Annotated in this window: 22 protein-coding genes; 9 read left to right on the top strand and 13 right to left on the bottom strand. The window is 64.8% G+C overall.

Annotated features, from left to right (window positions below; all coding sequences use genetic code 11):
* Positions 1-43: 43 nt before the first annotated feature.
* Both paaZ and C0V75_RS20630 read left to right on the top strand, forming a co-directional pair.
* Entirely contained in the window at positions 44-2122 is a 2079-nt protein-coding gene (paaZ, locus tag C0V75_RS20635; RefSeq protein ID WP_101922876.1) for a phenylacetic acid degradation bifunctional protein PaaZ, read from the top strand.
* Positions 2122-2736 (top strand): transferase hexapeptide repeat family protein, encoded by a 615-nt coding sequence (locus C0V75_RS20630; protein WP_101922875.1) that lies wholly within the window; start codon positions 2122-2124, stop codon positions 2734-2736. The genes paaZ and C0V75_RS20630 overlap by 1 nt, the downstream gene beginning before the upstream one ends.
* On the opposite strand, the gene C0V75_RS20625 is transcribed toward C0V75_RS20630, so the two are convergent.
* From C0V75_RS20625 to paaG, 4 genes are all read right to left on the bottom strand, one after another.
* Positions 2720-3319 (bottom strand): TetR/AcrR family transcriptional regulator, encoded by a 600-nt coding sequence (locus C0V75_RS20625; protein WP_101922874.1) that lies wholly within the window; start codon positions 3317-3319, stop codon positions 2720-2722. The two genes, C0V75_RS20630 and C0V75_RS20625, sit on opposite strands and share 17 nt — an antisense overlap.
* A gap of 85 nt (positions 3320-3404) precedes the next feature.
* Positions 3405-4715: a phenylacetate--CoA ligase PaaK gene (paaK, locus tag C0V75_RS20620; protein ID WP_101922873.1), complete on the bottom strand. Its 1311-nt coding sequence runs from the start codon at positions 4713-4715 to the stop codon at positions 3405-3407.
* A 30-nt stretch (positions 4716-4745) separates the two neighbouring features.
* The gene (paaI, locus tag C0V75_RS20615) at positions 4746-5177 is read right to left on the bottom strand and encodes a hydroxyphenylacetyl-CoA thioesterase PaaI (protein WP_216821489.1); all 432 of its coding nucleotides are present in this window, start codon (positions 5175-5177) and stop codon (positions 4746-4748) included.
* 14 nt (positions 5178-5191) lie between these two features.
* Entirely contained in the window at positions 5192-5986 is a 795-nt protein-coding gene (paaG, locus tag C0V75_RS20610) for a 2-(1,2-epoxy-1,2-dihydrophenyl)acetyl-CoA isomerase PaaG (RefSeq protein ID WP_101922897.1), read from the bottom strand.
* 117 nt (positions 5987-6103) lie between these two features.
* Here paaG and paaN point away from each other — a divergent pair, with 117 nt between their 5' ends.
* The 7 genes from paaN (at position 6104) to C0V75_RS20575 (ending at position 14187) form a co-directional block, all read left to right on the top strand.
* Positions 6104-7741, top strand: coding sequence for a phenylacetic acid degradation protein PaaN (gene paaN, locus C0V75_RS20605; protein ID WP_101922871.1), 1638 nt, complete (start codon positions 6104-6106; stop codon positions 7739-7741).
* 29 nt (positions 7742-7770) lie between these two features.
* Entirely contained in the window at positions 7771-8901 is a 1131-nt protein-coding gene (locus C0V75_RS20600) for an ABC transporter substrate-binding protein (RefSeq protein ID WP_101922870.1), read from the top strand.
* 66 nt (positions 8902-8967) lie between these two features.
* Complete coding sequence (locus C0V75_RS20595) at positions 8968-9840, top strand: branched-chain amino acid ABC transporter permease (protein WP_101922869.1); 873 nt, start codon at positions 8968-8970, stop codon at positions 9838-9840.
* 2 nt (positions 9841-9842) lie between these two features.
* Positions 9843-10799: a branched-chain amino acid ABC transporter permease gene (locus C0V75_RS20590; protein ID WP_101922868.1), complete on the top strand. Its 957-nt coding sequence runs from the start codon at positions 9843-9845 to the stop codon at positions 10797-10799.
* Positions 10796-11566 carry an ABC transporter ATP-binding protein gene (locus tag C0V75_RS20585; protein WP_101922867.1) on the top strand — a complete coding sequence of 257 codons (771 nt, stop codon included), beginning with the start codon at positions 10796-10798 and terminating at the stop codon, positions 11564-11566. Before C0V75_RS20590 ends, C0V75_RS20585 begins: the two co-directional genes overlap by 4 nt.
* Positions 11553-12254 carry an ABC transporter ATP-binding protein gene (locus tag C0V75_RS20580; protein ID WP_101922866.1) on the top strand — a complete coding sequence of 234 codons (702 nt, stop codon included), beginning with the start codon at positions 11553-11555 and terminating at the stop codon, positions 12252-12254. Before C0V75_RS20585 ends, C0V75_RS20580 begins: the two co-directional genes overlap by 14 nt.
* 1 nt (position 12255) lies before the next feature.
* Positions 12256-14187 (top strand): 3-hydroxyacyl-CoA dehydrogenase NAD-binding domain-containing protein, encoded by a 1932-nt coding sequence (locus C0V75_RS20575; protein ID WP_101922865.1) that lies wholly within the window; start codon positions 12256-12258, stop codon positions 14185-14187.
* Between the two features lie 220 nt (positions 14188-14407).
* Here the strand turns inward: C0V75_RS20575 and C0V75_RS20570 are convergent, their stop codons facing one another.
* The 9 genes from C0V75_RS20570 to fahA form a co-directional block, all read right to left on the bottom strand.
* Positions 14408-16420, bottom strand: coding sequence for a tyramine oxidase (locus C0V75_RS20570; protein ID WP_101922864.1), 2013 nt, complete (start codon positions 16418-16420; stop codon positions 14408-14410).
* Between the two features lie 42 nt (positions 16421-16462).
* Positions 16463-17869: an aldehyde dehydrogenase family protein gene (locus C0V75_RS20565; protein ID WP_101922863.1), complete on the bottom strand. Its 1407-nt coding sequence runs from the start codon at positions 17867-17869 to the stop codon at positions 16463-16465.
* Positions 17870-17959: 90 nt separating this feature from the next.
* Positions 17960-19087 carry a helix-turn-helix domain-containing protein gene (locus C0V75_RS20560; RefSeq protein WP_158241905.1) on the bottom strand — a complete coding sequence of 376 codons (1128 nt, stop codon included), beginning with the start codon at positions 19085-19087 and terminating at the stop codon, positions 17960-17962.
* Positions 19088-19135: 48 nt separating this feature from the next.
* A complete protein-coding gene (locus C0V75_RS20555) occupies positions 19136-19765 on the bottom strand; it encodes a 3-oxoacid CoA-transferase subunit B (RefSeq protein ID WP_101922861.1) in 630 nt (209 codons plus the stop codon).
* Complete coding sequence (locus C0V75_RS20550) at positions 19765-20469, bottom strand: CoA transferase subunit A (protein ID WP_101922860.1); 705 nt, start codon at positions 20467-20469, stop codon at positions 19765-19767. The genes C0V75_RS20555 and C0V75_RS20550 overlap by 1 nt, the downstream gene beginning before the upstream one ends.
* Complete coding sequence (locus C0V75_RS20545; protein ID WP_101922859.1) at positions 20466-20666, bottom strand: DUF2783 domain-containing protein; 201 nt, start codon at positions 20664-20666, stop codon at positions 20466-20468. The genes C0V75_RS20550 and C0V75_RS20545 overlap by 4 nt, the downstream gene beginning before the upstream one ends.
* Before the next feature lie 4 nt (positions 20667-20670).
* Entirely contained in the window at positions 20671-22287 is a 1617-nt protein-coding gene (locus C0V75_RS20540) for an FAD-dependent oxidoreductase (RefSeq protein WP_101922858.1), read from the bottom strand.
* A gap of 23 nt (positions 22288-22310) precedes the next feature.
* Positions 22311-23261 (bottom strand): MBL fold metallo-hydrolase, encoded by a 951-nt coding sequence (locus C0V75_RS20535; protein ID WP_101922857.1) that lies wholly within the window; start codon positions 23259-23261, stop codon positions 22311-22313.
* A gap of 12 nt (positions 23262-23273) precedes the next feature.
* The gene (gene fahA, locus C0V75_RS20530; protein ID WP_101922856.1) at positions 23274-24527 is read right to left on the bottom strand and encodes a fumarylacetoacetase; all 1254 of its coding nucleotides are present in this window, start codon (positions 24525-24527) and stop codon (positions 23274-23276) included.
* Positions 24528-24532 lie beyond the last annotated feature (5 nt).

Raw genomic sequence — 24532 nt, 5'->3', positions numbered from 1 at the left:
CCTGCCGGGGGCCTGGCCCCCGCCTAGACCAAGGAATATGCCCATGACCGCATCGGCCCGCACCCCGCGCCGGTTGGAAAGCTTTGTCTCCGGCCGCTGGACCCCCGGCGCCCGCGACGGCCAACCCCTCCTTGACGCCGCGACCGGAGAGGTCGTGGCCACCATCGATTCCACCGGCATCGACTTTGCCGCAGCACTCGCCTACGGGCGCGAGGTGGCGGGGCCGAAACTGCGGGCCATGTCCTTCCATGACCGGGCCGGGATGCTGAAGGCGCTTGGCCTGAAGCTGATGGAGCTGAAGGAAGAATTCTACACCGAAAGCCTGCACACCGGCGCCACCCGCGCCGATGGCTGGGTGGATATCGAAGGTGGAATCGGCACCATGCTGACCTTCGCGTCGAAGGCGCGGCGGGAGCTGCCGAACACCCGCGTCCTGACGGATGGCGAGGTCGAAGTGCTGTCGAAGGACGGGAGTTTCGTCGCGCAGCACATCTTTTCGCCCCTGCAAGGCGTGGCGGTCCATATCAACGCCTTTAACTTCCCGGTCTGGGGGATGCTGGAAAAGATCGCGCCAACGCTGATCGCTGGCGTGCCCTGCATCGTGAAGCCGGCCAGCCAGACCGCCTACCTGACCGAACTGGTGGTGCGGCGGATCGTCGAGACGGGTCTGCTGCCGGATGGGGCGCTGCAACTGATCTCGGGCTCGGTCGGCGACCTTCTGGACCATGTGACAGGGCAGGATGCGGTGACCTTCACCGGCTCGGCCTGGACCGGTCGGAAGCTGAAATCGCACAAGGCGGTCATCGAGAATTCGACCCGCTTCACGATGGAGGCGGACAGCCTGAACGCCAGTATCCTCGGCCCCGACGCCGGGCCGGGAACCGCCGAATTCGACCTTTTCGTCAAGGAAATCGCGCGTGAGATGACGGCCAAGGCCGGGCAGAAATGCACCGCGATCCGCCGCGTCTTCGTGCCGCGCGCCCATGTGCAGGCGGTCATCGCCGCGCTTGGCGACCGGCTGGACAAGACCGCCCTCGGCCTGCCGGGGGATGAGGGCACGCGGATGGGACCGCTGGCCTCCCTCGACCAGCGCGAAGAGGTGCGGGCGCGGATCCGCGAGTTGCAAGCCGATGCCGAGATCGTGGCCGGCAACCCCGACGCCGTGCGCGTCGCCTCGGGCGATGCGGGGGGCGGGGCTTTTCTGAACCCGGTGCTGATGTATTGCGACAAGCCCTTCGCGGCTGGCGCGGTGCATGATGTCGAGGCGTTCGGGCCGGTATCCACGGTCATGCCCTATGACGACATCGAGGAAGCCGTGGCGCTGGCCGCCAAGGGCAAGGGCTCGCTGGTGTCGTCCGTGTTCACCGACGATCCCAAGGTGGCCGGGGCCGCCGTGCTGGGCCTTGCGCCGCATCACGGGCGGGTGCTGATCGGCAACCGGGCGACGGCGAAATCCTCGACGGGGCATGGTTCCCCCCTCGCCCCGTTGGTCCACGGCGGGCCTGGACGTGCAGGCGGTGGTGAGGAAATGGGCGGGATGCGGGGCGTGAAGCATTACATGCAGCGCACCGCCGTCCAGGGCAGCCCGCGGCTGTTGTCTGCCGTGACAGGGCGTTGGATCGAGGGCGCGGACGTGCAGCATGGGCAGCACCCCTTCCGCAAGTCCCTGGCCGAGCTGCGCATCGGCGACCAGCTGGTCACGGCGGCGCGGCAGGTCACGCAGGATGATGTGGAGCATTTCGCCCATTTCACCGGCGACACGTTCTACGCCCACATGGACAGCGCGGCGGCGAAGGCCAACCCGTTCTTCGACGACCGCGTGGCGCATGGCTACCTGATCGCGTCCTTCGCGGCGGGCCTGTTCGTGGACCCCGCGCCGGGTCCGGTTCTGGCGAACTACGGCGTCGACAACCTGCGCTTCCTGACGCCGGTCTACTTCGGCGACACGCTGCAAGTCCGCCTTACCTGCAAAGAGATCAACCCCCGCGCCAATGCCGAACACGGCGAGGTGCGCTGGGATTGCCAGGTCACCAAGCAGACCGGGGCCGTTGTCGCACAGTATGACGTGCTGACGATGGTGGCCAAAGTCTGGCCCCCCGCCACCGCTCAGGCCGCTGAGTAATGGGCCGCATCTACTCCTGGGACGGCATCGTCCCGGTGATCGACCCCACGGCCTTCGTCCACCCCGAGGCCGTGGTGATCGGAGACGTTCTGATCGGCCCGGCCTGCTATGTCGGCCCCGGCGCCGTCCTGCGCGGGGACTTCGGGCGGATCGTGATGGAAACCGGCAGCAACCTGCAGGAAACCTGCGTGGTCCATGCCTTTCCCGGCAAGGATGTGGTGATCGAGGAAGCCGGCCACATCGGCCACGGCGCGGTCCTGCACGGCTGCAGGATCGGGCGCAACGCGATGGTCGGCATGAACGCCGTGGTGATGGACGAGGCGGTGGTGGGCGCCGGCTCCATCGTCGCGGCGCTGGCCTTCGTGAAGGCGGGCGCGCAGATCCCGCCTCGCAGTCTGGCGGTCGGGTCCCCGGCGAAGGTCCTGCGCGAATTGTCCGACGACGAGATCGCCTGGAAATCGCAAGGCACCGCGATCTACCAGCGCCTCGCGCTGGAGGCCCCGCAGAAGCTGCGTCCTGCCACGCCCTTGACCGCCCCGGAACCCGACCGCCGCCGCGCCGAAGCTCCGGCCTATGACCCGAAGGTGCTGGCGGGGCTTAACGGACGGCCTTGATCCCTTCCAGGATCAGCGTCGTCGCCACGTCGGCGTAATCTTCGCGACTGATGCGGCCGCCGTCGCGAAACCACATGTAGACCCAGTTCATCATGCCGAAAAGCGACATGGTCACGGGCATCAGCAAAGGCCGCTCCTTGGTGTTCAGCCCCGGGTTCACCTGATCCAGCACGGTAGAAAAGCGGCGCACGATGCGGCGTTCGACCCCCGTGATTTCGGCCTTCTGCTCGTCGGACAGGGCCGAGGTCGCGTTGAGCTGGACCTTGTGCTGGTTGTCCGCGCCCCGGTAGTTCTCCAGCACCGCGCCGACCAGCTTGCGCAGACGCTCCTCCGGGGGCAGCGCGGGGTCGTCAGCAGCCTCGATCGCCGCGTCGAGGCCGTCCAGATGCGTCATAATGATCGCGAAGATCAGCGCATCCTTGCTGGGGTAGTAGTGGTACAGCAGCGCCTTCGACACCTGCGCCACGGTCGCGATCTGGGACATGGAGGCCTTCTCCATCCCCTGATCCGCAAAGACCTGCGCCGCGTGGTCCAGAATGACGCGCTGCTTTTCCTCGAAGTCTGCTGCCCGTGTCCGAGCCATGATGTTCTTCCTGACGCTGCCGATGAAAAAGGGGCATCGCTGCCCCTTCTAAAGCAAGCACATGATTGTGTCACTGACCGGACGGTCAGCCTTTGGGTCGATTGTCCACGACGCGCTTGGCCTTGCCTTCGGAACGGGCAATTGCATTCGGATCGGTCACATTGATGCGCGTCGACACGCCGACGATGGCCTTGATGTGATGCACCAGCTCCTTGGCCGACTTGGCGCGGGCATCGGCGTCCACTTGGTCGAGGGCGCATTCGACATGGACGGTCATGTTGTCCATCCGGCCTTCGCGCGCCAGCTCGATCTGGAAATGCGGGGCAAGGCCCTTGCACTTCAGGATCTGCTCCTCGATCTGGGTCGGGAAGACGTTCACGCCGCGCAGGATGATCATGTCGTCGCTGCGGCCGGTGATCTTCTCGATCCGGCGCATCGACCGCGCGGTCCCCGGCAGCAGCCGCGTCAGGTCGCGGGTGCGATAGCGCACCATCGGCAGGCCTTCCTTGGTCAGCGTGGTGAACACAAGCTCGCCCATCTGGCCGTCCGGCAGGACCTCGCCCGTCACCGGGTCGATGATTTCCGGGTAGAAGTGGTCTTCCCAGATGTGCAGGCCATCCTTCGTCTCGACGCATTCCTGCGCGACGCCGGGACCCATGATTTCCGACAGCCCGTAGATGTCGACGGCGTGCATGTCGAAGGCTTCCTCGATCTCCTGCCGCATGGCGTTGGTCCAGGGCTCCGCCCCGAAGATGCCGACCTTCAGCGAGGACTGGCGCGGGTCCAGGCCCTGACGGCGGAACTCGTCCAGGATCGACAGCATGTAGCTGGGCGTCACCATGATGATCTGCGGCTGGAAGTCGGTGATCAGCGTCACCTGGCGTTCGGTTTGCCCGCCCGAGATCGGCACCACCGTGCAGCCCAGCCGTTCCGCCCCGTAATGCGCGCCAAGACCGCCGGTAAACAGGCCATAGCCATAGGCGTTGTGCAGCATGTCGCCCGGACGGCCGCCCGCCGCGCGGATTGACCGGGCGATCAGGTTCGCCCAGACGTCGATGTCATTCGCCGTATAGCCCACCACCGTAGGCTTCCCCGTGGTCCCGGACGACCCATGCACCCGCACCAGCTTGTTCCTCGGCACGGCGAACATGCCGAAGGGATAGGTGTCGCGCAGGTCCTGCTTGTAGGTGAAGGGGAACTTGGCGATGTCCTTCAGGGTCTTCAGATCTTCGGGGTGGACATCCGCCTCGATGAACCGGTTGCGGTAAAAGGGCGAGTTCTCGTAGGCGTGCTTCAGCGACCGCTTCATGCGATGGAACTGCAGCGCCTCGATTTCATCGCGCGAGGCGATCTCGATCGGGTCAAGGTCCTGCTTGCGGGGGGTAAGGTCTTCCATGGTGTCCTCCCTTGGAACTGCGTAGCCCGGTCAGCCGTCGACCGGAAGATGGGTGCCTTTGACAGTGCGCGAATGGCCGCGGAATTCGGCGACATGCACCCCGTCCTGATTGGTGACGCGCACGTCATAGACGCCCGAGCGGCCCTGCCGCGACACCTCGCGCGCGGCGGCGGTCAGGCGGTCGCCCAGGCGGGCAGGGGCGAGGTAGGTGATCGAGGCCTGCTGCCCGACGGTCCGCTGGTTGTAACCGTTGCAGGCAAAGGCAAAGGCGCTGTCCGCCAGCGTGAAGATATAGCCGCCGTGGCAGGTGCCGTGGCCGTTCGACATGGCCTCGGTCACCTGCATCGACAGCGTGGCCTCGCCGGGTGCCAGGTGGTCCATCACCATCCCCAGCCGCTGGCTTGCCGAATCATCGTTCCACAGCGCCTGAGCCGAGGCTTCGGCAAGCTCCTGCGGAGTCATCTGCGCGAGGGGTTTCATTTGCCGCTGAACCTTGCGGGGCGCTTTTCCAGGAAGGCGGTGACGCCCTCGGCATAATCGGCGCTGCGGCCCGCCTGCTGTTGCAGATCGCGCTCCATGTCCAGCTGTTCGTCCAGGCTGTTGGTCGCAGCAGCCTGGATCAGCCGCTTGGTAAGTCCAAGGCCCAGGGTCGGCCCGGCGGCCAGCGATTCGGCCAGCTGCGTCGCCTCGGCCAACAGGTCCGCCTCGTCCACGGCCTTCCAGATCAGGCCCCAGTCGGCGGCCTTTTCGGCGGGCACAGGCTCGGCGGTCAGGGCCAAGGCCTTGGCTCGGGGTTCGCCCAGGATGCGGGCCAGGGACCAGCTGCCGCCCGCGTCGGGGATCAGGCCGATCTTGGCAAAGGCCTGGATGAACTTCGCGGATTTCGCTGCCAGCACGATGTCGCAGGCGAAGGCGATGTTCGCCCCCGCGCCCGCCGCCACGCCGTTCACGGCGCAGATCACCGGCTTCTCCAACTGGCGAATCAGGCGCAGCGTCGGGTTGTAGAAGGTTTCCAGCGTCTTCCCCAGATCCGGCGCCGGCCCGCCCTTGCGCGGATCGCGGTCGCCCAGGTCCTGCCCGGCGCAGAAGCCACGCCCCGCGCCCGTCAGCAGGACGGCGCGTACCGCATCGTCATCATGCGCGCGCTGGATCTGCGCGCGCAGGGCCAGGTGCATCTCTTCATTGAAGGAATTCAGCTTGTCCGGCCGGTTCAAGGTCAGACGCAGCACACCTGCCTCCAGGCTGGCAAGCACGGTTTCGGATGTGGTCATGGTCGTCTCCCCCGTCCGCACCATCTGCCGGACGCCGTGAAAAAGGTCTTGCATAAACCGACCGGCCGGTCAATGATAAAACCCGTCGGGGAGGAGAGCCCCCGGCAGGAGGACAGCATGTCGGATTTCTTCGACCTTCACCGGCCGACGCTTGAGGCGGCCGTTTCGGCCCTTGCACGCCGGGAATACTGGACGCCTTACCCAGAGGTGCCCAGCGGCAAGATCTATGGCGAAACCGCCAAGGCTGACGGTGAGGCCGCCTTCGCCGCGCTGATGGGTCAGGACTTCGACCTGCCGGGCCATCCTGGCGCGACCCGCGCCGGGGCCGAGGTGTCGCCCTTTGGCCCGACCCTTGCCATCCGCTACCCCGCCGCGACCCCCGACCAGCTGATCGCCGCCGCCACGGCCGCCGCGCCCGCGCTGGCCGCCGCCTCGGTGGAAACCCGCGTCGGCGTCTGCATCGAAGCCCTCGCCCGCCTGAACCGGCAAAGCTTCCTGATCGGCAACGCCACCCTGCACACCACGGGCCAGGCCTTCGCCATGGCATTCCAGGCGGGCGGCCCCCACGCTCAGGACCGTGGGCTTGAGGCCGTTGCCGCCGCCTATGCCGAGATGACCCGCTTCGCCGCCCATGCCCGCTGGGAAAAGCCGCAGGGCAAGGCCGCGCCGATCGTGATGGAGAAGTCCTGGACGCTCCGCCCCGCCGGGATCGCGCTGACCATCGGCTGCAACACCTTCCCGACCTGGAACTCTTACCCCGGCCTTTTCGCCAGCCTTGCCACCGGCAACCCGGTGATCGTGAAGCCGCACCCCCGCGCCATCCTGCCGCTGGCCCTGACCGTCCGCGTGCTGCGCGAGGTGCTGACCGAGGCGGGCCTGCCCGCCGATGCCGTCCTGATGGCCGTCGACGAACCGGGGGCCGAGGTCACGAAGACCCTCGCCACCAAGGCAGAGGTCAAGCTGATCGACTACACCGGGTCCTCCACCTTCGGCGGGTGGCTCCGCGACAACGCCCGCCAGGCGCAGCTCTTCACCGAGGAAACCGGGGTCAACAGCGTCGTCATCGCCGCCACCAGCGACCTTGACGGAATGTTCGCCAACCTCGCCTTCGCGCTGTCGCTGTATTCCGGCCAGATGTGCACCTCGCCGCAGAACCTGTACATCCCCGCAGGGGGCATCGAGGCCGACAAGGGCCACAAGTCCTTTGACGAGGTCGCCGCCGCGCTGGTCGCCGCCATCGACACCCTCCTCTCGGATCCCGCCCGCGCCGCTGGCATCTGCGGGGCCATCGCCAACCCGGCCACGCAAGCCCGCGCCGAGGCGACCGCCGCCAAGGGCCGCGTCCTGCGCGCCGGGGCGTCCAAAGGCGAACCGGGGCCGCTGCTACTGGCGGTTTCGGAGGGCGACACGACCGCCGGAGAGGAATGCTTCGGCCCCGTGGCCTTCCTGATCGCCACCACGGACGCCGACGCCGCGATCCGGCAGGCCGCACAGCTTGCCGCCGAAAAGGGCGCGATCACCGCCGCGCTGTATGACACGGACGAAGAACGCATCGCCCGGGCCGAGGCGGCTTTCGCGCAAGCCGGGGTCAACCTGTCGATCAACCTGACCGGCAACATCTTCGTCAACCAGTCCGCGGCCTTCAGCGACTTCCACGTCACCGGGGCCAACCCGGCCGGCAATGCCAGCCTCACCGACACCGCCTTCGTCGCCACCCGCTTCCGCCGGGTGATGTCGCGCCGACTGGCGGCCTGAACCAACCTGACTCTCTGGGAGGAGACCCAATGAAAACGTTCCTGACCACCACCGCCCTTGTCGCCCTTGCCTTCCCGGCCATGGCCGAAATCAAGATCGGCGCCTCGCTGTCGTCGACCGGCCCCGCCGCCTTCCTTGGCGACCCGGAGCTCAAGACCCTGGAAATGCTGGTCGAGGACCTCAACGCCAAGGGCGGCATCAACGGCGAGGAAATCGTCCTTGTCGCCTATGACGACAACGGCGACCCGAACAAGGCCCGCACCTTCGCAACCCGCCTGGTCGAGGATGACGAAGTCGTCGCCATCATCGGCGGCACCACCACCGGCACCACCATGTCGATCCTCGCCGTGGCCGAAGATGCCGAAATCCCGTTCATCTCGCTCGCCGGCGCCATCGACATCATCCAGCCGGTGAAACCCTTCACCTTCAAGACCCCGCACACCGACCGCATGGCCTGCCAGAAGATCTTCGAGGACATGCAGAAAGCAGGCATCACCAAGATCGGCATGATCTCGGGCACTGACGGCTTCGGCGCCTCGATGCAGGCGCAGTGCAAGGAAGTCGCCCCCGACTACGCGATCGAGATCCTGGCCGACGAAACCTACGATCCCAAGGACGCGGACATGACCGCGCAGCTGACCAAGATCAAGGGGACCGAGGGCGTACAGGCGATCCTGAACCCCGGCTTCGGCCAGGGACCGTCGATCGTGACCCGCAACTACAAGCAGCTTGCCATCGACCTGCCGTTCTACCAGTCGCATGGCGTGGCCTCGGACGGGTTCATCGAACTTGCCGGCGCCGACGCGGCCGAGGGCGTGCGCCTTCCGGGCACCGCTCTGCTGGTCGCCGACCTGCTGGCCGCGGACGATCCGCAGAAGCCCGTGGTCGACGCCTACAAGGCGATGTTCGAGGAAAAGACCGGCACCCCGGTCGGCACCTTCGGCGGCTATGCCCATGACGCCTTCCTGATCATGACCGACGCCATCACCCGCGCGGGTTCCGCCGAGCCTGCCGCAATCCGCGACGCCATCGAGGCGACCTCGGGCCTGGCTGGCACCACCGGCATCTACACCTTCACGCCCGAGGATCACCTGGGTCTCGACCTGTCCGCCTTCCGCATGCTGGAAATCAAGGGCGGCAAGTGGACGCTGGTCCAGTGATCTACCCGCCGCGCCCCTGACCGGGGGCGCGGCGACCCATTTCGGGCCATCGGGGGGGCGGGGCGCATGTCGGAACTTCTGCAATTCCTTCTGTCCGGGGTGACGGTCGGCGCGGTCTACGCGCTGGTCGCCCTGGGCTTCACCATCATCTACAACGCCTCGGACGTGGTGAACTTCGCGCAAGGCGAATTCGTCATGCTGGGCGGGATGATCACCGTCATGGCCTACACCGCCGGGGCGCCTCTGCCCCTGGCCGCGCTGGTCGCGATCCTGGTGACCGCCGCGCTGGGGGTGGCGATGAACAAGCTTGCGATCGAGCCCGCCCGAGGCGCGCCGGTCGTGTCGCTGGTCATCATCACCATCGGCGCCTCGATCTTCATCCGGGGCGCGGCACAGCTGATCTTCGGAAAGCAGATCCACAGCTTCCCGGCATTTTCGGGTGACGATCCGTTCCGCATCCTGGAGGCAACGATCCTGCCGCAAAGCCTGTGGGTGATCGGCGGAGCTGTCGCGGTGTTCATCGGCCTCTGGCTCTTCTTCACCCGGACACTTCTGGGCCGCGCCGTTCTGGCCACCTCGAACAACCGCCTGGCCGCGCAGCTGGTGGGCATCAACACGCCCTTCGTGATGACGCTCTCCTTCGCCCTGTCGGCCGGGATCGGAGCCCTTGCGGGCGTGCTGGTGACGCCGATCACCATGACCTCCTATGACGTGGGCCTTGCCTTCGCGCTGAAGGGCTTTGCCGCCGCCATGCTGGGGGGCATGGGCAATCCCAAGGGCGCGCTGGTGGGCGGCTTCGTTCTGGGAGTGCTGGAGGGGCTGACGGCCGGCTACATCTCGTCCCAATACAAGGATGCGGCGGCCTTCATCGTCATCCTCGGCGTCCTCTTCTTCCTGCCGCAAGGCCTTTTCGGCCGCAAATCGACCGACCGGGTGTGACCATGCGACTGACCGCGAAATCCGCCACTCTTCTGGGCCTTGTGGTCCTGATCGCGCTGGCGCCGCTCTTCTTCCCCTCGGGATTCTACTATCGCGTGGGCGCACTGATCTTCGTCAACGCGCTGGCCGTGACCGGGATCGTGATCCTGACCGGCTGGGCAGGGCAGATCAGCCTGGGCCACGCCGGTTTCGCCGGCATCGGCGCCTATGCCTGCGCCCTCGCGCCGGTGCACTGGGGCATCCATCCCGCCCTGGCCGTGCTGCTGGGTGCAGCGGTATCCGCCATCCTTGCCTGGCTGGTCGGCCGCCCCATCCTGCGGCTCAAGGGCTATTACCTGGCCGTGGCCTCGCTGGGCATGGGTATCCTCATCTCGATGGTGCTGAACAATGAACGCGAGCTCACGCGCGGCCCCGACGGGATCGATGTTCCCGACCTCGGAATGCGCGCTCTTCTGAAGGCTGCGGGGCTGGACCTCTCGAACGGCGAGTTCTGGTATTTCTTCTGTGGCATCGCTCTGGTCATCGGCGCCTGGCTTGCGCTGAACCTGCACGACAGCCCCACCGGCCGGGCGCTGCGCGCGCTCCACGGTTCCGAGATCGCCGCCCGCACAGTCGGCATCGATGTCGCGAAGCTGAAGCTTCAGGCATTCGTGATCTCGGCGATCTATGCCTCGGTCTCGGGCTCGCTGCTTGCGCTTCAGAACAAGTTCATAACGCCGGACGTCGCGGGCTTCATGCACTCGGTCGAGATGGTGACCATGGCTGTCCTGGGCGGCGTGGGCTCGGTCGCCGGGGCGATCTTCGGCGCGGCCGTGCTGACGCTTCTGCCCCAGGTGCTGACGGTCTTCGCCGAATACGAACAACTCGTGCTCGGCCTCGTGATGGTGCTGGTGATGATCTTCCTGCGCGAAGGGGTCGTGCCGTCGATCCTGCGCAAGATCCGGGGGAGGGGCGAATGACTCTGCTGTCGATCGAAGGGCTGGGCATCAGCTTCGGCGGTCTCAAGGCCGTCAACAATGTCTCCTTCGGGGTCAAGCCCGGCGAGATCGTCTCGGTCATCGGACCGAACGGAGCGGGGAAGACCACGCTCTTCAACATGATCTCGGGCGTCTACCAGCCGGGGTCGGGAAAGGTCATCCTGAACGGCGAGGATGTGACGGCGATGTCCCCGCACCTCCTGGCCCGGCGTGGCATGTGCCGGACCTTCCAGAACCTTCAGGTGTTCCAGTCGATGACCGTGCTGGAGAACACCATCGCCGGCTATCACCTGCAGGAAGGCGGCTCGGTTCTGGCCGATATCCTGAACCTGCCCGCCTCGCGGCGGCGGGCGAAGACGGCAGAGGCAGGCGCGCGCACACTTCTCAAGCGTGTGGGCCTTGAACGTGCGGCCGAACGTGAAGCGGGCAGCCTCTCCTACGGCTCGCTCAAGCGGCTGGAGATCGCCCGCGCCCTGGCGCTGCAACCCAGGGTCCTGCTTCTCGACGAGCCCGCAGCAGGCTGCAACGCGGTGGAAACCGAAGAGATCGACCACCTGATCGCCGAGATCGCCGCCTCGGGCGTGGCGATCCTCCTGATCGAGCATGACATGAAGATGGTGATGCGGATTTCGAACCACATCGTCGTTCTGGATCATGGCGAGAAGATCGCCGAGGGCGACCCGACCACGGTCAGCCGGAACCCGGACGTCATCGCCGCTTATCTGGGGACCGAAAATGCTGCTGGTTGAAGGTCTGCGTGCCCGCTACGGGCGTATCGAGGTGCTGCATGGACTCGACCTGCATGTCGACTCGGGCGAGATCGTCACGGTGATCGGGGCAAACGGGGCGGGCAAGACCACGCTTCTGCGCTGCCTCTCGGGCGTTCATCCGGCATCAGGCGGCACCATCACCTTCCGGGGCGAGACACTGACCGGCATTCCCGCCTGGCGGCGTGTCGGGCGGGGCCTCGCGCAGTCGCCCGAAGGCCGGCAGATCTTCACAAGCCTGACGGTAGAGGAAAACCTGCGCCTCGGCGCCTATCTCTACGCCGACGACCGGGTGGAGAAGGACATGGCCGACGCCTTCCAGATGTTCCCGATCCTTAAGGAGAAGCGCAACCTTGCCGCCGGGGGCCTTTCGGGGGGCCAGCAGCAGATGCTGGCGATGGCGCGTGCCCTGATGGGGCGGCCGTCCTGCCTGCTCTTGGACGAGCCATCGATGGGCCTCGCACCAATCATCGTTGCCCAGATCTTCGATGTGGTGAAGGGGCTGAAGGCACTGGACGTGACCGTTCTTCTGGTGGAACAGAACGCCTTCGGGGCGCTTAGGATCGCCGATCGGGGCTATGTCATGGAAACCGGGCGCATCACCATGGACGGCCCCGCCGCCGACCTGATCGCCGACCCGCGCATCCGAGAAGCCTACCTGGGGATTTGAGATGACCGTCAGCATCCAGCACGAGGGCGAGATCGCCGTCGTCACCGTCGACAACCCGCCGGTGAACGCCCTTGGCCAGGCCCTGCGCCAGGGCCTCTGGGACGCCGTCGGCACGCTGGACGCCGATCCGTCCGTCCGCGCGGTGGTCCTGATCTGTGCCGGCCGCACCTTCATCGCGGGGGCCGACGTGACCGAATTCGGCAAGCCCCCGGTCCCGCCGCATCTGCCCGACCTTGTGGACCGGCTGGAACAGGCGACAAAACCCTGGATCGCCGCGATCCACGGCTCGGCCCTGGGCGGGGGGTTCGAGGTCGCGATGGGCTGCCGTTTCCGCGTGGCCCTGGACAGCGCCACGGTCGGCCTGCCGGAAGTCACCCTTGGCATCGTGCCCGGAGCCTCTGGCACCGTCCGCACCCCGCGCCTTGCCGGGGTGGAAGCGGCGGTCGAGCTTGTCACCACCGGCCGCCCGGTCAAGGCCGCGAAGGCCCTGTCGCTGGGCCTGGTGGATGCCGTCGTCACCGGCGACCTGCGGGCCGAGGCCGTGGCCTTCGCCCGCAATGCCCTGACCCAACCCCTGCCGCAGCCCATCTCGGCCCGCCCCGTCACCTCGCCCGACGCGGCCTGGTGGGAGGAGCAGCGCAAAGCCATTGCCAAACGCGCCAAGGGCGAGGTTGCCCCCCTCCGCGCGCTGGACTGCCTTCGCATGGCCGCCGAGAAGCCCTTCGCCGAAGCGATGGCGCATGAACGCGCGACCTTCCTGGAACTGCGCGCCTCGGATCAGGCCGCCGCGCTGCGCCACATCTTCTTTGCCGAACGCGGCGCACCGAAGCCCGCACACTTGGACGATGCGAAACCGAAGGACATCCGCTCTGCCGCAGTCATCGGCGGCGGCACGATGGGCGCCGGCATCGCCGCCGCCCTGCGTGACGCGGGCCTGCCCGTCACCCTGATCGAACGCGACGCCGAGGCCGTCCAGCGCGGCCTGCAGAACCTCCGCTCTATCTTCGACGGCGCGGTGAAACGCGGCAAGCTGACCGAGGCGCAGGCTGAAGCCCGCATGGACGGAGTCACGGCCGGCAGCGACTACAGCCTTCTGGCCGGCACCGACCTGGTGATCGAAGCCGTGTTCGAGGACCTCGCCGTCAAGCGCGCCGTCTTTGCCCAGCTTGGCCAGACCTGCCGCGTGGGCGCGATCCTTGCCACCAACACCTCATACCTCGACCCGCGCCTGATCGCCGAGGGCCTGCCTCACCCCGACCGTTTCCTCGGCCTGCACTTCTTCAGCCCGGCCAACGTGATGAAACTCCTGGAAATCGTGCCGACCCCCACGACCTCGCCCGAGACGCTGGCGACCGGCTTCGCGCTTGCCCGGACCCTGAACAAGATCCCCGTCCAGGCCGGGATCTGCGACGGTTTCATCGGCAACCGCATCCTGAAGCGCTACCGGGCCGAGGCGGAAACGCTGGTCCGTCAGGGCACCCCGATCGCCGCCATCGACGCCGCCATGCGCGCCTATGGCTTTGCCATGGGTCCGTTCGAGGCGCAGGATCTGGGCGGTCTTGATATCGCCTTCCTGCAACGCGAAGGCGCGCGGGCGGCGGGGCAGGATGTGCCGGAAACCCTGGGAGACATCCTCGTCCGTGCCGGTCGCAAGGGTCAGAAAACCGGCGGCGGCTGGTATGATTACATGCCGGGCGAGCGGGCCCCGAAACCCTCGGAAACCACCGCTCGCCTGCTGGCGGAGAATATTGGTTCGGGCCCTGTCCTTGGGTTTGAAGAGATCGCCGCCCGCTTGACCGCTGCCATGGCAGAAGAGGGCCGGACGATTCTGGCAGAGGGCATCGCACTGAAGCCCTCGGACATCGATTTGGTGGAAGTACACGGCTACGGCTATCCGCGATGGCGCGGGGGACCGATGTTCGCCGCAGGCTGAAGCCGCGCCCGGTTGCATCTGCCACCGAAGATGACCTCATGCTTTCAGTCCTCTTCCCCGGATTGAAGGAAGCGTCTCTGTATAATGGCTTCACCGTGTCAAGACGGCCCGGGGATCTGATCGTCGGCCTCGCCAACTCAGGCTGGCATCTCTGACGCAACCCGCAAGTCTATCCCAGAAACCGGAACTGCGGCGCGGGCGGGCCCGCGCCGCAATTGCTTCAGGGTTCGTGATCCCCGTGGTGCGGATCACGAATGGTCAGGGCGGGATTGTGCGCGAAGAAGTTGAAAGGCTGGATATGAATCGACTTCCATTCCGTGGACATGACCGGCCAGTCTTCCATGCGGGGAACATGGTGGAACCCGGCCGTCACCCAGGTGACCACGTCGGTGTCGATAAGCGAGCGGTCCTTCTCTACCCACTTTGCAAGGGTGTCAGACCCATCGCTTTGCATCGCATACTTGCCGCCGGCATAGCGCTGATCGGGATCGTATACCGTCGTCCAATTGGAGAACTGAATCCAGCCATTGCGCACGAAGGGTGGGTCATTCTCGAAGTCGAACGGAAAGTAGACGACGTCCGCGTCGTCGATCATCCAGCCGGGCGCATGGCCCAGTGGCCCCTTCTCGGACGCGTTGGTGACCAGCGAATAGCGCGGCTGGTAAGGGTCCAATTTGAATCGTCCATCGAGTTCGGAGTCGATCGGGCGATTCTCAGCCTTCCACATCGAGCGGCGCGGCAAACCCTGTGGGACCGTTGCCGGCACGATGTCGATTGTGGAGGCGGCGTTCACCGGCTGATCGATGTCAAAGTCCACCTTGAAGTTGAAGTAGTGGTCGTGGTTGGCAGCAACCAGATTCGGCTGGATCAGGGTGCCGAACTCAGTCTCTGCGGCGGCCGTCGGGTCGTCCATCGAGGTAGAAGCCGCACCCTTGACGGCATCAAGGCCAGTCGCACCGATCATCAGATGCATTTCGCCATGCTGATGGAACCGGTAGTCAATCAGATAGTCATAGTTCCCCACTTCCGATGCGGTACGAACGACCAGTTCGGTTTCAGGCCGCCCTTCGGCAGGAACCGGAGCATCAGGCGTCTGCGCAAAGATCTCGAAATGCCGCCATGCCGGGTCGCCGATCGATCGTTCGAAAATGCAGATAGCATCCGGGATCGTGAGCGGATTGCCCTGATCGTCGGCAATCGTGGCCGGAAGGAAGGTGGCGTACTCCGGACAATCCACGCCGGCACGCAGCGGGCTAAGGAAGAGCCCGAAGCCATATTCGCCGGAATCCATGTAGGTTCGCCAGTACCAGGCCTCTGACGGGTCCATGTAGGGCACGAACACTTCGGACAGATGGGTCTGATAGATGACCGACCGCCAGGCGTCGCCATCCTTCACGTCGATGTTCGAGATGACCAGACCCGGACGCTTGTCGACCCGAAGGTTGAAACGCCATATATCCCAAACCACTTCGCTGCCGTTCATGGTGAAGTTCGGACCGCCGGGCTGACTGAGCGTTGCCGGATTGCTTTCAGGGCGCAGCGGCAATCTCGCTGCGACCTCGTCCTGGGTATAGCCCCATGGGTCAGTCGGAATAGGAACGACACCACTATCGGTGACGCCAAGCACTTCCTTCTTTGCGACGTCATAAAGGGCGAAAAGGCCTTCGATCGGCTTGGCGTAGAAGTTCGACCCCTCGGGCACCTGATAGCAGGGCACCTTCATAAGGCGTGCCCCGTCACCGTAGTCCTCGGTAAAGAAGTTGCCGGCCGTCAATGGAAGGCAGAAAGCCTGCTCGGGCGTAAGGCCGCGCTTACCGAGGGCCGCGATCATATCCGGATGTGCAAGCGCACCTTCCAGCGCACCGATGAATTCGGTGAAAAGGATCATCGGCTGCCCGGTGTCGCCGGGAATGTCCACATCGCTTTCCACCGTGCCCTTTGTGATGTTCACGATAGCTTCGCGGAACCCTTCGGCAGAAGTGTACTGGACCATGGCCTTTCGGTCAGGAGTTGCGCCGCCACTCTCGGCTGCCAGAACTTCAGCTTTCGGAGGTTCGTGAAGCTCGATCAGCGGATACAGCGTTTCATCGCTGACAGTGCCGGTTTCGCGCAGGATCTTGTTGATCGCCTGATACTCCTCCGCGTTCAGCCCATCCAGGGGATGAGCTCCGAGCGCGGTTGAAGTCAGAAGCAGTGCAAGCGCGGCCGCTCCCAGTCTGTTTGGTTCTTTCATGAGGTCCTCCCTACTACTTGATTGATTTGGGTGCCGCGCGCATCAGCTGAACACGGCTTGCATGTCGGTGTATTCGGCTAGCCCCTCGTCGCCGAACTCCACCCCGAGGCCAGAGGCCTTCACCCCGCCGAAGGGAACATTCGGCTGGATCGCCCCGTGCTTGTTGATCCAGACCGATCCACATTCCATCCGCGCAGCCAGTTTACGCCCGGCCTCGACGTCGCTGGTCCAGATCGACCCCCCCAGACCGTTCGGGCTGTTGTTTGCAGCCGCAATTGCTTCCTCGATGTCGGTGTATCGGATCACCGGAAGAGCCGGTCCGAACTGTTCTTCGTCCACCAGCGGGTCTCCGTTCCGGAGGCCGGAAATGATCGTTGGAGGGAAGAACAACCCGTCGCCCGGCTTGCCTCCAAGCAACACCTTCCCTCGGGTTGCCGCGTCAGCAACCAGACGCGTAACCTTGTCGAACTGCATCCGGTTCTGAACTGGACCAAGGACAGAGCCTTCGTCCGCTCCGTTACCCACGGGGATCTCGGCGGCAAAGGCCACCAGAGCATCACAAACGGCGTCATGAATGCTTTCGTGCACATAGAGACGCTTCATTGCAGCGCAGGTCTGGCCGTTGTTGATGAAAGCACCCCAGAACAGCCCTTCGGCAATCGCTTGTGGATCGGCATCCGGCAGAACGATACCCGCGTCGTTGCCGCCCAGTTCAAGCGTCAAGCGCTTCATCGTTGTTGCCGCCGACTGCATCACCTTCTGGCCGGTTGCGCAGGAACCCGTGAAGACGATCTTGCGAATGTCGGGATGTGCCGACATGGCGGCCCCGAGGTTCACGTCCCTGTCGTCACCGGTCACGATGTTCAAGACACCTGCCGGCAAGACCTGATTCATCAATTCGACTGCTCGCAAAGTCGCAAGGGGAGTAAAGGGCGATGGCTTGATCACCACAGTATTGCCCGTGCGCAGGGCAGGCAGAACATGCCAGACCGCGATCATGACAGGGAAATTCCATGGCGTGATTGAGCCGACCACGCCAAGCGGCTTACGGTGCAGTTCCACTCGCCCGGCGTTGTTGTCCTGAAGAACCTTCACCGGAAGCGAGAGCTTTGCCGTGAAATCGGCCCACGCCTGGGCGCCCCCCATTTCCCAACGCGATCCGAGGCCATTCAGGGGTTTGCCCTGTTCCGTCGTTATGAGCGCCGCAAGCTCGGCTGCATGATCACCCAGGATGGCTGCAACCGCTTCACAGGCGGCTTGGCGCTCGCTGTCCGTCGTTTGCGACCAATCCACAAAGGCCCGCTTGGCAGCATCAACGGCAAGGTCCAGATCAGCCAATGTCGCGTTCGGTGCCGTCCCTGCCACGCCGCCCGTAGCCGGGTTCAGAACGTCAAACCGCCCGGCAGTAGGGTAGGGCTTGCCATTGATAGTAAGGTTCAAGTCGTTCACGTTTCTCTCCTCCCGCACGACAGTGTCGCGACAAAGTTGAAGAGAGGCGGCCTGTGCGTCTTGGCCTACTGTGTCAGAGATATTTGCAGATTACGCCACGATCCTGCCAGCAGGTGGTTTCGACAACGCCTTGACCTGACCGGGAGCCACGCCGAAACGGTCGCGAAACAGTCGGTAAAAGTGCGACAGATCATTGAAACCGCTGTCATACGCAACGCCTAGGATGTTGGTTTCTCCGCCGAGCAAACGTGAGCGCGCGCAGTCCAGACGGATAGCCTGGAGCCGAGTGGTGAATCCATGCCCATGCTCGGCAAACACTCGCTGCAAGGTCCGACGCGAAACACCCAGATCGGCTGCGAGGGTGTCGATCCCAAAGGAAGCATCGCGGGCCCGGGCCTCGAGCCGGTCGACCGCGCGCCGATAAAGATGGTTCGATGCACTCTCTGAGCCATGCGCTTGCGCGTGAAAATAGGCGCACAGAATGTTGATCAGAGCTTCGCCAAGTGCAGCGGAGCAAGCCTCTGCTTCGATTAGGCGGGTGAAGACGCTGGTCAAGGCGGGCACGAGAGGATCGTGCCGACAGATTTCCTTCCCTCCGACGCAGGCTTTGCCGAGGCGCGCGATCATTTCTTCCCGCGGCAGATGAAAGGAAACCTGCGAAGACCGCCGACCGCCATAGACGAACTCAGACGGGACTGCCGCGTCCGCAATGAAGAAATCGCCAGTGTCCAGTTCGCTGGCGCGGTCCTCCTGGATAATGGTACTTTTTCCCTCTTTCTGGAAAATGAGAAAGAGATGTTCACCAGGATCGGACCGGATCATCTTTCGGTCACGAACCACGCGATGCGCGTCCAAAGAAACCGTCACAGTCTCGAAGCGGGAAATCAACCGAGTCTCGACCGCCCCCCGAACCTTGTCCCTTTCGTGCAACCGGGCATCTACGCCAAAGCTTCCGCAAACCTTGCGAAGAAGGCTCGTGTAATCGTCGACGTGGTAATCACGCCATTCGGCCGAAAGGCAGTGCGGAGACCTTATCGAAGGTGCATTTTGACTTCCAAGCATTGGGCGCTCCAGGCTTGAGGCGAGGACGATAACAATTGACTGACCGATCGGTTTATTATGGCATAGCTTGGGCTTTGTGCAACTTCTTTGAAGATCACTGATCCTAAGTTTGCCGGCATCTGTTCTAGAATGATCCTTATCGAGCGAATTTGGCATCTCAGGTGGATTGCATCGAACGCCCGGCGCGCAATGGCCCATTTGGGCCTAGTTTACGAGCGTGGCCTCTGTCGCCGCGCGCAGTCCGGCCTCCGTCACACCATCGGCAAGTTCGACGATCTTCAGCCCGCCCGGCACCACGTCCAACACGCCCAGATTGGTGATGATGCGGTTCACCACGCCTTGGCCCGTCAGGGGCAGGGTGCAGCGCTTCAGGACCTTCGATTCCCCGTGCTTGCTGGTGTGGTCCATCACCACCACCACGCGGCCCACACCGGCGACAAGGTCCATCGCCCCGCCCATGCCCTTGACCAGCTTTCCGGGGATCATCCAGTTCGCGAGGTCGCCATTCTCGGCCACCTCCATCGCGCCGAGGATGGCCATGGCGATCTTGCCGCCACGGATCATGGCGAAGGATTGGGCGCTGTCGAAGAAGGCCGTCTGCGGCAGTTCGGTGATCGTCTGCTTGCCTGCGTTGATCAGGTCGGCGTCTTCTTCGCCCTCGAACGGGAAGGGGCCCATGCCCAGCATCCCGTTTTCCGATTGCAGGGTCACGCTGACGCCCTCGGGGATGTAGTTCGCCACCAAGGTCGGGATGCCGATGCCAAGGTTCACATACCAACCGTCCTGCAATTCCTGCGCGGCGCGGGCGGCCATCTGGTTACGATCCCACGGCATCAGACAGCCTCCTTCTTCCGCACGGTGCGCTGTTCGATACGCTTTTCATGCTGCCCTTGGATGATCCGGTGGACATAGATCCCCGGCAGGTGGATGTGGTCAGGGTCCAGCGATCCCAGCGGCACGATCTCTTCCACCTCGACGACGCAGACCTTGCCGCAGGTCGCGGCGGGCGGGTTGAAGTTGCGGGCCGTCTTGCGGAAGACGAGGTTGCCCGAAGGATCGGCTTTCCAGGCCTTGACGATCGACAGGTCGGCCACGATGGCGCGTTCAAGGATATAGGTCTTGCCGTCGAAATCCTTGTGTTCGTTCCCCTCGGCAATCACCGTTCCCACGCCCGTGCGGGTGTAGAAGCCGGGGATGCCCGCGCCGCCCGCGCGCATGCGTTCGGCGAGCGTCCCTTGCGGGTTGAATTCCAGCTCAAGCTCGCCCGACAGGTACTGACGCATGAATTCGGCATTCTCGCCGACATAGGACGAGATCATCTTCTTCACCTGACGGCTTTCCAGCAGCACACCAAGGCCGAAACCATCCACGCCCGCGTTGTTCGACGCGACCGTCAGGTCCTTCGTCCCCGCCCGCCGTATCGCCGCGATCAGCAGTTCCGGAATGCCGCACAGGCCGAAGCCCCCCGAGGCGATGGTCATCCCGTCGAACAAGAGACCCGACAGTGCGCTGTCGGCATCCGCACACACCTTCTTCATGCCGCACCTTTCTTGGGGTTGCGGGCAAGGTCCATCGCCTCGGCCAGCACGGCGTCGTTTCCGATGTGGTTCATCAGGATCAGGATCAGCCGCGCGTTCAGGGCGTGGCTTTCCGCCTCGTCCAGCCCGTCATGCGTGGCGATCAGCCGTGCATAGGATTCGTCCGGTTTGGTCAGGTTAGGGGTCGTGATAAGCATGGCCTCAGCCCTTTCCGATGGCACGGGTCATTGCCGCGGCCACCTCGGTATCGTCGAAACGGTCCCATCGCGCCGCGACGTGCTGGTCAGGACGGATCAGGTAGACGGCGCCCTTCGCCCCGCCCAAATAGCGGGAGGTGATTTCTGGAGTCGGTTCAAGCAGCAGTCGCGGCACGGCCAGGCCATGCGCGATCAGTCGGTCGGGCACCTCGGCGCCGATTGCCAGCAGCGTGAAACCCCGCCCGAGCCGCGCCAGCAGCCAGCCGTCGCCAAGGGGCGCATCTGGGCAGGGCGACCCCGGCCTTGTGCGTGCTGGCATGTCGGGATGGTCCGGCCCGTTCAGCGCCGATCCGTCATAAGTGCAGGGCATCGACAGCCGCCCCGAATTCACCACCGTCCGGGCAAAGGGCACCGTCTCGGCCAGTTGGAGCACGGCGTTGCGGAACATCTTGGACACGCCTGTTTTCGGCGTGATGAAGTCGGTCGCACGGGTGGAGTTCAGGATGTTCTCGTCTGCCCCGTAGACCCGTTCGGCATCATAGCTGTCCAGCAGGCTTTCGGGCGCGGTCCCGTCCAACACCAACGCCAGCTTCCACGCCAGATTGTCCACGTCCTGTATGCCGGAATTCGCGCCTCTTGCGCCAAAGGGGGACACCTGATGCGCGGCATCACCGGCAAAAAGAACGCGGCCGTGGCGGAACTTCTCCATCCGGCGGCACTGGAAGGTGTAAATGGAAGACCAGTCCAGTTCGTATTCCACATCCGGCCCCAGCATCGCATCAACACGGGCGCGGATGCGGGCGGGTTCCATCTCTTTCGCGCGGTCGATGTTCCAGCCAAGCTGGAAGTCGATGCGCCAGATGTCGTCCGGCTGCTTGTGCAGAAGCGCCGAGTCGCCCGATTTGAAATGCGGCTCGAACCAGAACCAGCGTTCTGTCGGGAAGTCGGCCTTCATCTTCACGTCGGCGATCAGGAAGTTGTCCTCGAACACCCGTCCGTCGAAGCCAAGGCCCATCATGGTGCGCAGTGGGCTGCGTGCCCCGTCGCAGGCGATCAGCCAGTCTGCCTCCAGCCGGTAGGGACCGTCCGGTGTCATCACCTCTACCGTCACGTGGTCTTCGGCCGGGATCACCGCATCGACGCGGTTCTTGCCCCGCAGTTCGATCGGCGCGCCTTGGGCCTGCGCGGCGACGATGGCGTCATGCAGGAACTTTTCGAACCACGGCTGTTGCAGGTTGATGAAGGCGGGGAAGGCGTGACCGCCTTCGGGCAGGAGGTTGAATTCGTAGAGGAGGCGATCATCGTGAAAGACCTTGCCAAGGTTCCATTGCACGCCCTTGGCCAGCATGGGCGCGGCGGCCCCCAGACGGTCGCAGATTTCCAGGGTCCGCTTTGCAAAGCACAGGGCGCGGCTGCCCAGCCCTGCGCCTTCGTGATCGTCCAGCAGGACGACCGGAACACCCCGCTTTCCAAGGTCCAGCGCGATGGCCAATCCCACCGGCCCCCCGCCCACCACGATCGCCTTGTGACGGGCGGGCGTGGCCGCGTCCTGATCGGGGGACTTGGCATAAGGGTAGAGTCGGAACGCCAGCGTGTAGCGCTCCGGAACGTCGTACTTCATTGCATCCTCCCTTGTCGCTGCCGTCAGCCCTGAAGCGCCGCCCACATCTCTAGATCGCGTTGGGCGGTCCAGATGCGAGGGTGGTGGATGCCGCGCGCCTCGTCATAGGCGCGGGCCACGTTGAAGGGCAGGCAGTGTTCGTAGATCGCGTAGTCCTTGAACTTCGGGTCACACTCGGCGCGGACGGCATCCCACGCCTCGCGCAGCGACCCACCCCGCGCGACGATCCGCGCCACGGGCTTGTAGGTCGACTCGACAAAGTCCTTCGTCCGGTCGAGCGCGGCATTGACCGCAGCCCGCCCCAAGACCGCGTCCCCCCGACCGGGCGCGATGGCGTCAAGGTCATAGGCCCGGATCGCCTCCAGCGTGTTGCCCCAGTCGGCGAAATGGCCGTCGCCGCAGTAGCAGGCGGAATGGGCCTCGACGATGTCGCCGGTGAACATGACATTCTGGTCGGGCACATGGATCACCGCATCCCCAGCCGTATGGGCGCGGCCCAGTTGGCAGATGTCCACCCGCCGCTTGCCCAGCCAGACGGTCATCTTGCCGTTGAAGGTGGTGGTGGGCCAGGTCAGGCCGGGAATGCTTTCATGCCCTTGGAACAGACGCGGAAAGCGCTGGAATTCGCTGTCCCAATCCTCTTGCCCGCGTTCGACCACCATGTTGCGCGCGGCTTCCGACATGATGACCTGCGGCGCGGCGAAGGCCGAGGCACCCAGCACGCGGACGGCGTGGTAATGGGTCAGCACGACATGGCTGATAGGCTTGTCGGTGACCTGACGGATGCAGTCGATGACCTTTTGCGCCAGACGGGGGGTCGCCTGCGCCTCGACCACCATGACCGAGTCATCGCCGATGATGACGCCACTGTTGGGATCGCCCTCGGCGGTAAAGGCGTAAAGCCCCTCGCCGATTTCGGTGAAGCTGATCGTCTTTTCCGCCATGTCGCCTTGCGAGGCGAAAGCCTTTGCCATGTCCCAGTTTCCTTATCGTGCGTAGGGGTCGGCAAGGGCGGGGATGACTTTCCCCGTACAGTCGCCGAAGCCGATGGTATATCCGTCACCCTTGCACTGCCCGCGCAGGGTGAGGGTGTCGTTGTCTTCGATGAAGGTCCGTGTGCCACCTGAGATGGCGATGGGCTCCTTGCCGCCCCATGACAGTTCCAGAAGGCTGCCTCGGCTCTCCTTCGTCGGGCCGGAGATCGTGCCCGACCCGAGGAGGTCACCTGTGTTCATCGCGCAGCCACTGGTGGTGTGATGCGCAAGCTGCTGGGGGGCCGAGTAGTACATTTCGGCGTAATTGGTCCGGGCGATGATGGTCTCGGCCCCGCCTTCGGGCTGCAAGGCCACCTCCAGCGCGATGTCGTAGAGCATCGGGCGCGGTTCGTTCAGATAGGGGAGAAGTGGCACCTCGCGCGCGGGGGTGGCTGTGCGGAAGGGTTCGAGCGCAGCCTTCATCACGATCCACGGGCTGATCGTCGTCGCCGTGGCCTTCGCCTGAAAGGGCCCGAGCGGTTGGTATTCCCAGGCCTGGATGTCGCGCGCCGACCAGTCGTTCAGTAGGACGTAGCCGAAGATCATGTCGTCGGCCTCGGCCACCGTCACCGGCCCTATGGACGGGGTGCCGACCACTGCGCCCATCTCGAGCTCGATATCGAAACGGCGCGAGGGTTGGAAGGATGGAACGGCATGGTCCGGCCCCTTAACCTGTCCCCACGGGCGGCGCACGTCGGTGCCGGACACGACGACCGAGGACGCCCGCCCGTTATAGCCGATTGGGATGTGCAGCCAGTTCGGCGGCAGGGCGTTTTCCGGCCCGCGGAACATGGTGCCCACGTTGAAGGCATGGTTTCGGCCCGCGTAGAAGTCGGTGTATTCGCTGACTAGGAAGGGCATGTGCAGCGACACATCCACCAGCGGATGCAGGAACGGCTCCGCCGCCGCCCGGTCGGGCGCTCCTTCGGCAAGCAGCGCGGTCAGCCGGTCGCGCAGGGCGGCCCAGACGGCGGGGCCCGCCCCCATCACCTCGTTCCAGAAGGGCACGTCGAGAAGCGGCTTGCCAGGCAGGGCCAGCAGCCCCGCCTCCTCCAGCCTCGCGACATCTAGGACGCAATCCCCGATTGCCACACCGCAGCGCGGCTCGTCATCGCTGACCGAGAACACGCCGCAGGGTAGGTTGTTCAGGGGAAAGGGGCAGTCCTCCCCGTTGGCGCTTTCCACCCAAGACCGGATTAGGCCCATCTGGC

Origin of the sequence: Tabrizicola sp. TH137 (genome assembly GCF_002855575.1) — a bacterium.
In the GTDB taxonomy this organism is placed as follows: Bacteria; Pseudomonadota; Alphaproteobacteria; order Rhodobacterales; family Rhodobacteraceae; genus Paragemmobacter.
Note: the sequence above shows the minus strand (reverse complement) of the source record. Positions and strands in the feature narration are given on the sequence as shown.

What these genes read in the sequence shown, in the direction of transcription:
- paaZ (WP_101922876.1), top strand. Translation starts at nt 44, where the DNA reads ATGACCGCATCGGCCCGCACCCCGCGCCGGTTGGAAAGCTTTGTCTCC.
- C0V75_RS20630 (WP_101922875.1), top strand. Translation starts at nt 2,122, where the DNA reads ATGGGCCGCATCTACTCCTGGGACGGCATCGTCCCGGTGATCGACCCC.
- C0V75_RS20625 (WP_101922874.1), bottom strand. Translation starts at nt 3,319, where the DNA reads ATGGCTCGGACACGGGCAGCAGACTTCGAGGAAAAGCAGCGCGTCATT.
- paaK (WP_101922873.1), bottom strand. Translation starts at nt 4,715, where the DNA reads ATGGAAGACCTTACCCCCCGCAAGCAGGACCTTGACCCGATCGAGATC.
- paaI (WP_216821489.1), bottom strand. Translation starts at nt 5,177, where the DNA reads ATGACTCCGCAGGAGCTTGCCGAAGCCTCGGCTCAGGCGCTGTGGAAC.
- paaG (WP_101922897.1), bottom strand. Translation starts at nt 5,986, where the DNA reads ATGACCACATCCGAAACCGTGCTTGCCAGCCTGGAGGCAGGTGTGCTG.
- paaN (WP_101922871.1), top strand. Translation starts at nt 6,104, where the DNA reads ATGTCGGATTTCTTCGACCTTCACCGGCCGACGCTTGAGGCGGCCGTT.
- C0V75_RS20600 (WP_101922870.1), top strand. Translation starts at nt 7,771, where the DNA reads ATGAAAACGTTCCTGACCACCACCGCCCTTGTCGCCCTTGCCTTCCCG.
- C0V75_RS20595 (WP_101922869.1), top strand. Translation starts at nt 8,968, where the DNA reads ATGTCGGAACTTCTGCAATTCCTTCTGTCCGGGGTGACGGTCGGCGCG.
- C0V75_RS20590 (WP_101922868.1), top strand. Translation starts at nt 9,843, where the DNA reads ATGCGACTGACCGCGAAATCCGCCACTCTTCTGGGCCTTGTGGTCCTG.
- C0V75_RS20585 (WP_101922867.1), top strand. Translation starts at nt 10,796, where the DNA reads ATGACTCTGCTGTCGATCGAAGGGCTGGGCATCAGCTTCGGCGGTCTC.
- C0V75_RS20580 (WP_101922866.1), top strand. Translation starts at nt 11,553, where the DNA reads ATGCTGCTGGTTGAAGGTCTGCGTGCCCGCTACGGGCGTATCGAGGTG.
- C0V75_RS20575 (WP_101922865.1), top strand. Translation starts at nt 12,256, where the DNA reads ATGACCGTCAGCATCCAGCACGAGGGCGAGATCGCCGTCGTCACCGTC.
- C0V75_RS20570 (WP_101922864.1), bottom strand. Translation starts at nt 16,420, where the DNA reads ATGAAAGAACCAAACAGACTGGGAGCGGCCGCGCTTGCACTGCTTCTG.
- C0V75_RS20560 (WP_158241905.1), bottom strand. Translation starts at nt 19,087, where the DNA reads ATGCCAAATTCGCTCGATAAGGATCATTCTAGAACAGATGCCGGCAAA.
- C0V75_RS20555 (WP_101922861.1), bottom strand. Translation starts at nt 19,765, where the DNA reads ATGCCGTGGGATCGTAACCAGATGGCCGCCCGCGCCGCGCAGGAATTG.
- C0V75_RS20550 (WP_101922860.1), bottom strand. Translation starts at nt 20,469, where the DNA reads ATGAAGAAGGTGTGTGCGGATGCCGACAGCGCACTGTCGGGTCTCTTG.
- C0V75_RS20545 (WP_101922859.1), bottom strand. Translation starts at nt 20,666, where the DNA reads ATGCTTATCACGACCCCTAACCTGACCAAACCGGACGAATCCTATGCA.
- C0V75_RS20540 (WP_101922858.1), bottom strand. Translation starts at nt 22,287, where the DNA reads ATGAAGTACGACGTTCCGGAGCGCTACACGCTGGCGTTCCGACTCTAC.
- C0V75_RS20535 (WP_101922857.1), bottom strand. Translation starts at nt 23,261, where the DNA reads ATGGCAAAGGCTTTCGCCTCGCAAGGCGACATGGCGGAAAAGACGATC.
- fahA (WP_101922856.1), bottom strand. Translation starts at nt 24,527, where the DNA reads ATGGGCCTAATCCGGTCTTGGGTGGAAAGCGCCAACGGGGAGGACTGC.